We start from the raw sequence: 8173 nt of genomic DNA, 5'->3' as shown, positions 1-8173 counted from the left end.
AAAGAAATGACTTGACCAGTCTTTACCGTCGGCGACCCGTCATACTGCTTCGACCTCCTCTCATAATATATTGGATCAGGGACAGTCTTAGCTTTCGCTTTATAGTAGTCTTCAAGGTCCTTGTGGAACTGAGATAACGACTCAAACGCTTCGTCTTTAACTTCTGTTTGACGGTTGGTTGCCTTTACTACTCTAGTTGCAAAGTCGTAATCAGTAGTTTCAATAACTTTTATTACGACGTGCGTATCCTCCAATAAACTTAGTTTGTTCTCGAACAGAACGTGACTGGATTGACAACCATTCACTATCTGGAAATCCGTAAGCTTCATTTTATTTCCAATAGGCTCGACTTTCTTGGCGATTATTGTGATCCCATTGTTGAATACTGATAGGGCAGCCTGCTCCTTTGAATTTTTAATCGTCCTTTCAATTTCTCTATTTACTTTGTTGTATCCTTGATAATCTCTTACATTGTCTTCGAATAAGTATTTTTGCAGATTATTCTCATTATCAGATATCAAGCGAACGTACTCTTTGGCAGAGATACTACCAACAAACGACTGCCTCACCCCAGGGATTTCAGGGAGTGCTACGTGATTATGAAATGACACCTCCTTGACTGTCTTTCGATTAATCTCCCTGTAAGCTTGCTTCAATTTGTCTGCGTCATAATAATTAAACTCTACGCTAGAAAAAAGTTTCTTGCTTTCGAGATCGCGAAGTTCTTTTTCCACTCTGCCAGTTATCTGCGCGGGCTCCTTCCACTCTCCCGTGGTTACGAAGTACAAATTCAAGGTTGGAGAAGATTGAAAGCCAATAGAATTCCTATAGACTTCTTCTTTTATTCTGCGCAAATTCTGTATGTCGTCGTTTTCTGGAATTGCGGGTTTGTCGTCAAAAAAGCTTTTTATTCCAAAAATTAGTGTCCCCACTTGATCGCCCTTAAAATGAGCAGACTTTTTTGTTTGAATGAATATAAAAGAGACGTCGAGATATCCATTGTTTTTCAGTAAATATCCGACCTCTTCTGGAGCTTTAACTATATTTCCATTTACGATAAATGCTGCACCATCGAAACCGTTGTCGTCCATACCACCAACACGTAAAATATCAAAATCGAACTCGCGCGGATACTGCTTAGAGGTTATACAATAATTTACAAAGTGTTCGAAAACGATTGAATCTTCGATTCCTTCTAATTCGAATGCCGTGGCAAAGTCGTCAACATACCCTTTAAGGATTTGGTCTTTCATAAGTCAGCTTTTCTCCATGATATTGATAACCAGCTGCGGAGCATTAGCCAGCTAGGCAGTCCGCTGGCAGGTGGCGGAGTGGTCCCGTGGGAGTCTTTCACCCCCTAGGGGAACCGGTGCACGAGAAGGAACGCAAATCCAACGTAGGCCGCAAACTGTTCGACGTGGTGTTAATGAACACAATGGGGTCAAGAGTGGTCGATAATGGCGAGCCAATTACGACCGATTTGCGTTGTAGAGTCCGCTGCTGATTGGCGGTTGTGCTGTTGTCTCTGCGGTCATCAGGATGTGTTGACCTTTAGGAGGTCCGCACTAATGCAATCGCGGCATTCGTATTGAGCAGATACGGCATCAATCGAGATTCCGACGTGGTACATCCACACCGAGATCTTTATCGGTAATGTCATCAGGAAAATCTTCGCTCAACCCACCGGTGACCGCTGCGAGGAAGCGCTCCGTATCTTTGGTGTCAGTGTCGGCAGGCTGCATAACCCCGTAACGATCTTCCAGGAATTCGATGTAGCTTAGTGCCTCACGGGCAGCTTGCTCCGGCAAGCGGCGGCTGTGCTCGTAGATGACTTCGGTGAGTAACATGTTCGGTCCTCCAGCCTTGAGCATTACAATCATGTAGGAGTATACAGGCTGTGCCACCACCTCTATAGATCCCTCGTCGAACCTCCAGAGCCACCGATTTCCCACGCGGCGCGGCGACGGCGCTTTGGTTCGGGTCGGTTTGCATCCAAAGCGGCGGCGGGTCCGTGCCTGCCGGTAGACAGGTGCTACCAATCAATCACCGGAGATCACCAAAGCACAGAGGTGTCTAATTGAATTGCCGCCGCACTCCAAAGGTCCGCATAGCGGACCCTACCGGCTTCGGTCACGTTTGAATCCGCAGGGATTCTACAAATTCTCTCACAGATGAAAAAAAACAATAATCTGTGAAAATCTGCGTAATCTGCGGATAACCTGTACCTAGCTCCCACCATTCGGCTGCTGAAACCGAATAATCTCGGCGTCGCAGTCGTTGGCGACCCGGGCGGCGGTTCGGATCAACTCCGGGGTGAGCGCGATCTTGTCGAGCACGCCGGGGATCACGCGGCTGACCTCTTTGGGTTCACCCTCGACCATGATGGTGGTCTTTTCGAACAGCTCCCGCAGGTCCTGATAGCAGGTCTTGCAGTTGGTGCACTTGGGCATATCTGCCTCGGTGATCTGTACCAACGGCGCGGCGCTGACTTCGGGACCGACCTCGGGTCCGGCACCGACGCTCGGGCCCATGGTGATGGCATCCAGGGGGACCACCGACTGGCTGGCCGTGGCATCCGAGCCGGCGGCGAGCTCGGCCATGCCCCTGGCGATGGTATCGATGGTGTCCTCCCGCTGGGCGTCCGCTTGTTCGTATTTGCGTTGCCACTGCTCCAGCTCCCGGCGATGGTCCTCCTGCATGCGATCCACATGCAGACCACCCAGGTATTCGAGCATCCGCCAATTGCGGCGGCGTTCCTCGGTCAGCTCGACGATGGCCGGCGAGACGGCCAGCTGGATCAGGCTGCGGTCATCGTCCGTCGACCAGATGAAGGGCGTCTTGCCGTGGCGTTCGGTCGCGTTCAGATCGATGTACTCAGGTACCGGGACCAGATCGGCGTCCGCGTCGGCGGGCCGGAAGTGCTTTTTGAAGCGACCCTCGTGGACCGCGAAGTCCGCCGGCGTGAAGGGTAGCTCCTTGAGCTGGGCCTGACCGTCGGCGTCCACATAGGCCAGGGTGGTGGTGGTCCAGTCCTTGCCGATGTCCGGATTGCCGTCCAGGACGAAGCGCTCGGCCAGGGTATCGCCCCGGCGCGGATCATGGACGAAGACCGGACTCATCCGGCTCTGCACCGCCAATTCCGCATGCCGGCTCCCGGCGTTGTCGGCGATCCCGTGTTCGGACATACAGGCGGTATAGGTATCGAACACCGCAGGCGATTCGTTGTAGCTCAGGAACTCCATGACGTTCTTCATGAAGTGGCCCTGGAGGGCGTCGTTGGTCTGGATAAGGTCACTTCAAGTCTCGGCGACCGCCAAGTCAGTTTGCGAGAAGTCTTGGCCTTTGAACAGCAGCGGCTCGCCGAGGGATTTTGCGAACGCGTAGGAAAAACAATCGCCGTAGTTCAGCCCTGCCGGATGCCTCCCCTTACCAAATTGGCGAAAGGCCTGCCGGGCGATGTACGCCTGGTCGGAGTCCACCGGTATGAGCTCGATACCCGCCCTGCTTAAAAACAGATCGAGGTCCCTGATTCCATCGGGGCCATAACGGGACTGGAGGATCATGGAAAGCTCGACGAAACTGGCGGTGGACAGGGCGCACGTGTCGGCGGACTCGATGGCTTGGTTGAAGGCAGGGCGCTCGGGCTCGTTCTGGAGAATAGCGAGCAAAGCCGAAGTGTCTATGACCATCAGCGCGGAATACCCGAGTCGTCGTATCCGAGAATCTCGTCTTGCGATCTGTCGTCGAGTACGGGTAGGGATGAACAATGTACCGCGATTTCATCCAACTCGTCCGCCAAGCTCCGGCCGGACCGTCTGCGTCGCTCTTTCTCGAGCCGATCATGGAGCGCCCGGGTAACTGCTTGGGTTTTAGTCTCTCCGGTCAACTTGGCTAAAGTGTTCGCAAGTTGCTCGGTCTCTCGGTTCCTAATGTTGAGGGCCATTGGATTCATTACATGTGGCAATTTTTCTACAGTGTAGCCACCGGATTCCGGATCGTCGAGAACCGAGGTCAGAGCGAGCGCATGCCCTTATAAGTAATAGAGTTGTTCCCCTTGCAAGATACTTTAAAATCAGTATGTTACGAAGATCTTCTGGCGTCTAACTCTTTTCCGTTCCAGGCGGTCCGGGTCATGATAAAATAATCATCCCATCGAAGAAGAACAAGATCCGGCAGGATAATCGTTCAGACCCCCACTGAGTTTGCCGTCCCTGGTGCCTGGATTCCGGCACTCCCTGCCGGAATGACGAAGTGGGGTCTGAACGATCACTCGGCAGAAAGCTCATCACTACACGTTAAGCACTACCAACACACGATGCACAAGACACATACCTTGCAGCGCACGACACTCCGCAACATCCGTGGTGCAGAGCTACCTTTGGCATGGGCACAGAAAGCCGGTGCCCGAATTGATGATGAACTGATCATTGAAATTATCCCGAGAGACCTTCTCAACCAAGAGTTCGATGATTTACTCGATACAGTCGGTGCCCAGGCCGCGCGAAAAAGGTTTAATGAAGAGAAACTAAAGGATATTCTCCGATCCATTGATGATGAGCGACGTGCTGCCTACATCGAAAAGTAGCTATCGTGTGGTATTGGACACGAACGTTCTTATCAGTGCCTTCTACTTTCCCAACGGACTACCACGCATGGTTTTCGATGCTGTACGCAAGCAGCATCATACGTTGCTTTTCTCCGACGCCACATATCTTGAATTGCTCGACGTGCTATACCGCGATAAGTTTGCGCATTACGCCGCTACCGATGAGCAGCGTCGCCGTTTTGCCCTGCTCTATCGCCTCCTGGCCGATCACGTCAGTGTTACCACAATAACTTCAGATATGGTCAACGACCCAACCGACGAAGGGATCCTTTCCCTAGCTGTGGACGGCGATGCCGACTACCTTGTCACCGGTAATATGAAGCACTTTCATACAGAAAGCATTGCGAAATGCTACCCACGTCTACATGTATGCACACCGCGGGCTTTCGCTGAGGTACTCTAAATATACATCCTTGAAACTACGCTCGTTAAGCACTGATATTTATGCAACGACTAACACTCATCAAGCAGTTGGCTGTTTTTCATGCGCAGCGCCTTTCGCACCGATTCTTCCCGTCGGATCGGCACCGGTCACCTTCCGAAATCGCTTTGACCATAGATAGCCGGCATCGCGCAGGATTTCGAGCGCCTGCACCGCCATCGTCTCCGGCACCAGGATATCGAGATCGCGCAGAGGCCTCAGGGCAGGATTGGGATAACAGAAAAAAGCCAGAAAGGCCCCTTTCAGGAACATATGGGGGATCGCGGCCGCTTCCAATATACGATGGGCGCGAAGCAGCTCCCGTTGCACCAGTAACCCATACCGGGTGGCATTTGCAAAGTCGGTAGCCAGGTCTTCCACAATCTCTTTTGGCAGTTCTAATCGCTGAGGCACCTGCTCAAACCGCCAGTGCAGCATGGGGCGCAAACGATGTCGATAGGCCATTTCCATGATGCGCCGCCAGTCCTCCCCGTTCAGCCTAGCGATGAGATCAGGGGCCACCGTTCGTCGCGTAGAAAAGAGGTCAAGGAGTAGGTGTTGCAGGATTTCTGTCGGTTGCGCCATGCGTTACGACTTATTGTTTCTGCCAGGAGTGGCGGACTTCGAAGCAAAGCAGGCTACCACACGGTGTTGATCGAAACTATAGCCGCCAACGACCCGAATACGCCCGGAGGCGACCCAAGGATTGGCCCACATCCGGACCTATTCCCTGCCGGCATAAAAGACTACGAATCACACGAATCGATTTTCGCGTGGATTCGCGTGATTCATATTATATTCGGTTGCCCTGCGCGAGCGGGTAGTGGTAAATTCTTAACTGATAGATTGGTTGATGGAGCCTGTAGGATGGGCAAAGCGAAGCCGCTCCCTCGGGATGGCACGCGGGCTCCAGTCTGGTGCCAAACGCTCCGAACCGCGGCTCCTGGTCAGGACACCAAACCGGCGAAGCGTGCCCATCAGCTGGTGATGGGCACGCCGCGCCGGGTGCATCCTCCCAAGCCGTCGCGGCTTGCAAACCGCCCTGGAATGACCGCGGCCGCGAGCCCAGCTTGCCGGGCGCTGGCTTTGCCCATCCTACGAAATGTCAACCGGACCTATCCTCTACCATTTAAAGATTTACCACTACCCGCGAGCGTTACCTTGTCGTAGATCTCGGCCAATGCCAAGGTGCAATCCAGACTCTCCAGGGGGATGATCCGGTCTTCGAGCCCGGCATAGTCCATCAAGGTCCAGCGGCCATCCTCACCACGCCGGTAAAGCTCCACCCGGACCTGGTCCTGGGAGACCAGTAGATATTCCCGCAGGCTCGGGATTTGGCGGTACAGGGCGAATTTGCCCCCCCGGTCGTAGGTCTCCGTGGAAGCGGAGAGGACCTCGACGATCAGGCCGGGGTTGAGCAGTACATCCTGGCGGTCGTCCAGGAGCTCCGGTTCTCCGCAATGGGCGACCAGATCCGGATACTTGCCGGCGTTGGCGGAGCGGATGAGGACCTTCATGTCGTTGGCGTAGACCTGGCAGGGGCGTCCCTTGAGCTGGATGCTCAGCTCCCTGCCAATGTTCATGACAATGATGTTGTGTTTGAAGCTCGCACCGGTCATGGCGAAGACCTCGCCATCGAGGTATTCGCTACGTCCTTCGAGGACGGCGCGCTCGCCTTCCAGCCAGTCCTCGAGGCTCAGGAAGGGCTTGGGTTGCAGAGACATGGAATCGACTCCGGTAGCGGAAGGGTTAGCTGCCATATTCATGCCAACGGATCAATCACTTTCAAGCCCTCTACATTGTCAAAATCCTTAATATTCCTTGTTACTAGAGTCTGGCGGTGTTCAAGGGCAGTAGCGGCGACAATTGCATCGCCAAGCGACATTTTTCTTTGTTGGCGTATTTCAACAGCTGTACTTATAATTGCCTGGGTTATGGGTAGAACTGAAATAGTATCAAACAATCGTTGTAAATAGTGTTTTTCATCTTCTGATAATTTGTGATACCCCAAGGTCTCGACATAACTAATGGCAGAACACCAGGTATCACGCTTGCTCACAACTGCTTGAATATTTCGAAATTCCGGTGGAAATGAATAAATGATGATATTGCTGTCCAGTAACATTAGTCTTCTCTTCCGGGCAGTGGACGATCCTGACGGACTTCACGCTGCCATGCGGCTGGATCTTTAATATGGGAAAATAGGTTTTTATCCGATGCTTCCTCCATCAGCTGGGCGAGCTTTGTGCCGTTGGGTGTGTTTTCCTTTGGCTTCGATTTACTTTTTGGCAGTTTGCTCTTAAGAAACCGCACAAAATCCAATGCTTCTTCCTGCATTTCAGGTGGCAGACTGTCTATATCTTCAAGGATTTGTTGTATTGTAGCCATGTTGATTCCTTATTTATCTTCCACCACCGGTATTCTGCGGACATAAAAAACTACGAATCATGCGAATCCACGGGAAAATTGATTCGCGCCGATTCGCGTGATTCTTAAGTCAAAACAAAACCTAACCGAGATCTTCATCGGTGATGTCGTCAGGAAAATCTTCGCTCAATCCACCGGTGACCGCTACGAGGAAGTGTTCCGTATCTTCTTCGGCATCAGCGTCGGCAGACTGCATGACCTGATAACGATCTTCCAACGTTAAGCATCAGCGGCGTGCGCCTTTAGCACGTCCGTTGGATGGTTTTGTTGAGAGTTGGCGTTTTAATTCCTGTTTAAGAGAGTCAGTAAAAGCTTTGCTTCTCGCGGCATCATACTTAATCTGTCCGCTCTTTTTAAAACATTTTACTATCCCGTTCATTCCAGCCATCAATACTTTTTCGAAATTTGATTGATCGCTTAGTTCCGTAATGACATCCTCGTATCCATAATCTGATGTTAACCGTCTTTTTGTGGCGTAGAATTGGTAGGTAACATAAATCAAATGATATTTGAACGCCTTATATCGTCCATCCAAGGCGTTTTTCTTAAATGCTCTCTCTATTCTTTTTAGGGCAAGAGCGGATATGTAGTATTCCTCCAACTTATCACCTTTGTTAAACATTCTCGGTCGATTACTTTCCAGCAATTCTTCATAGTATCGGTGTGTACTTTGAGGTTGTTCCAGTTTTGCTGCCACGTATGTGTTAATTTGGGTTGAT

At 51.6% G+C, this 8173-nt stretch carries 13 protein-coding genes; 2 read left to right on the top strand and 11 right to left on the bottom strand.

What is annotated here, in order from left to right; all coding sequences use genetic code 11:
* The 5 genes from E1958_RS18935 to E1958_RS18915 all read right to left on the bottom strand — a co-directional run.
* Positions 1 to 1253: AIPR family protein (locus tag E1958_RS18935; protein WP_133513260.1), on the bottom strand; the 1253-nt coding region annotated here is incomplete at its 3' end.
* Positions 1254 to 1604: 351 nt separating this feature from the next.
* Positions 1605 to 1847 carry a DUF2281 domain-containing protein gene (locus tag E1958_RS18930; RefSeq protein ID WP_133513259.1) on the bottom strand — a complete coding sequence of 81 codons (243 nt, stop codon included), beginning with the start codon at positions 1845 to 1847 and terminating at the stop codon, positions 1605 to 1607.
* A 378-nt stretch (positions 1848 to 2225) separates the two neighbouring features.
* The gene (locus E1958_RS18925) at positions 2226 to 3254 is read right to left on the bottom strand and encodes a thiamine pyrophosphate-dependent enzyme (RefSeq protein ID WP_133513258.1); all 1029 of its coding nucleotides are present in this window, start codon (positions 3252 to 3254) and stop codon (positions 2226 to 2228) included.
* Positions 3255 to 3296: 42 nt separating this feature from the next.
* Positions 3297 to 3689: a type II toxin-antitoxin system VapC family toxin gene (locus E1958_RS18920; RefSeq protein ID WP_133513257.1), complete on the bottom strand. Its 393-nt coding sequence runs from the start codon at positions 3687 to 3689 to the stop codon at positions 3297 to 3299.
* A complete protein-coding gene (locus E1958_RS18915; RefSeq protein WP_133513256.1) occupies positions 3689 to 3943 on the bottom strand; it encodes a type II toxin-antitoxin system VapB family antitoxin in 255 nt (84 codons plus the stop codon). Before E1958_RS18915 ends, E1958_RS18920 begins: the two co-directional genes overlap by 1 nt.
* Positions 3944 to 4243: 300 nt before the next feature.
* On the opposite strand from E1958_RS18915, the gene E1958_RS18910 reads away from it, so the two are divergent.
* Complete coding sequence (locus tag E1958_RS18910) at positions 4244 to 4585, top strand: hypothetical protein (RefSeq protein ID WP_133513255.1); 342 nt, start codon at positions 4244 to 4246, stop codon at positions 4583 to 4585.
* Entirely contained in the window at positions 4551 to 5009 is a 459-nt protein-coding gene (locus E1958_RS18905; RefSeq protein ID WP_133513254.1) for a putative toxin-antitoxin system toxin component, PIN family, read from the top strand. The genes E1958_RS18910 and E1958_RS18905 overlap by 35 nt, the downstream gene beginning before the upstream one ends.
* Positions 5010 to 5069: 60 nt before the next feature.
* Here E1958_RS18905 and E1958_RS18900 read toward each other — a convergent pair whose 3' ends face one another.
* From E1958_RS18900 to E1958_RS18875, 6 genes are all read right to left on the bottom strand, one after another.
* Entirely contained in the window at positions 5070 to 5612 is a 543-nt protein-coding gene (locus E1958_RS18900; protein ID WP_133513253.1) for a nucleotidyltransferase family protein, read from the bottom strand.
* Positions 5613 to 6142: 530 nt separating this feature from the next.
* On the bottom strand, positions 6143 to 6751 hold the full coding sequence (locus E1958_RS18895) for a Uma2 family endonuclease (protein ID WP_133513252.1): 609 nt from the start codon (positions 6749 to 6751) through the stop codon (positions 6143 to 6145).
* 38 nt (positions 6752 to 6789) lie between these two features.
* Positions 6790 to 7152, bottom strand: coding sequence for a type II toxin-antitoxin system VapC family toxin (locus tag E1958_RS18890; protein ID WP_133513251.1), 363 nt, complete (start codon positions 7150 to 7152; stop codon positions 6790 to 6792).
* Entirely contained in the window at positions 7152 to 7415 is a 264-nt protein-coding gene (locus tag E1958_RS18885; protein ID WP_133513250.1) for a DUF2281 domain-containing protein, read from the bottom strand. The genes E1958_RS18890 and E1958_RS18885 overlap by 1 nt, the downstream gene beginning before the upstream one ends.
* Before the next feature lie 121 nt (positions 7416 to 7536).
* Positions 7537 to 7671: a hypothetical protein gene (locus tag E1958_RS21725; protein ID WP_279381373.1), complete on the bottom strand. Its 135-nt coding sequence runs from the start codon at positions 7669 to 7671 to the stop codon at positions 7537 to 7539.
* A gap of 9 nt (positions 7672 to 7680) precedes the next feature.
* Positions 7681 to 8173: hypothetical protein (locus tag E1958_RS18875; protein ID WP_208108621.1), on the bottom strand; the 493-nt coding region annotated here is incomplete at its 5' end.

Source organism: Candidatus Thiosymbion oneisti, assembly GCF_004359955.1.
GTDB lineage: Bacteria > Pseudomonadota > Gammaproteobacteria > Chromatiales > Chromatiaceae > Thiosymbion > Thiosymbion oneisti.
This window is presented reverse-complemented; position numbering and strand designations above follow the sequence as displayed.